We start from the raw sequence: 255 nt of genomic DNA on the forward strand, positions 1-255 counted from the left end.
GTCGCAAAGCGGAACCTCGATGCGAAAGGATCGCTTCCGCCCCGTCCGGTCGTGCCGCCCCGCCCCGGTCGGTCAGCCTCCGTCGAGGGTGGCGATGGCGCCGTAGAGATCGGGCCGCCGATCGCGGAACAGACCCCAGCTCGCCCGCGCCGCCCGGATATCGTCGGTATCGAAGGAGGCGGTCAGCACCGCTTCGCCCTCGCGGTCCGCCCGGGCGAGGAGCTCGCCCGTCGGCCCGGCGATGAAGGAGGAGCC

General features: G+C 72.9%; 1 pseudogene. It reads right to left on the minus strand.

Going from position 1 to position 255, the window contains the following annotated elements:
• Positions 1 to 72: 72 nt before the first annotated feature.
• Positions 73 to 255 (minus strand): annotated as a pseudogene (locus tag SB754_RS21515) (N-carbamoylputrescine amidase); the annotation flags it as partial.

This window comes from Leifsonia sp. SIMBA_070 (assembly GCF_046534635.1).
Classification (GTDB): domain Bacteria; phylum Actinomycetota; class Actinomycetes; order Actinomycetales; family Microbacteriaceae; genus Leifsonia.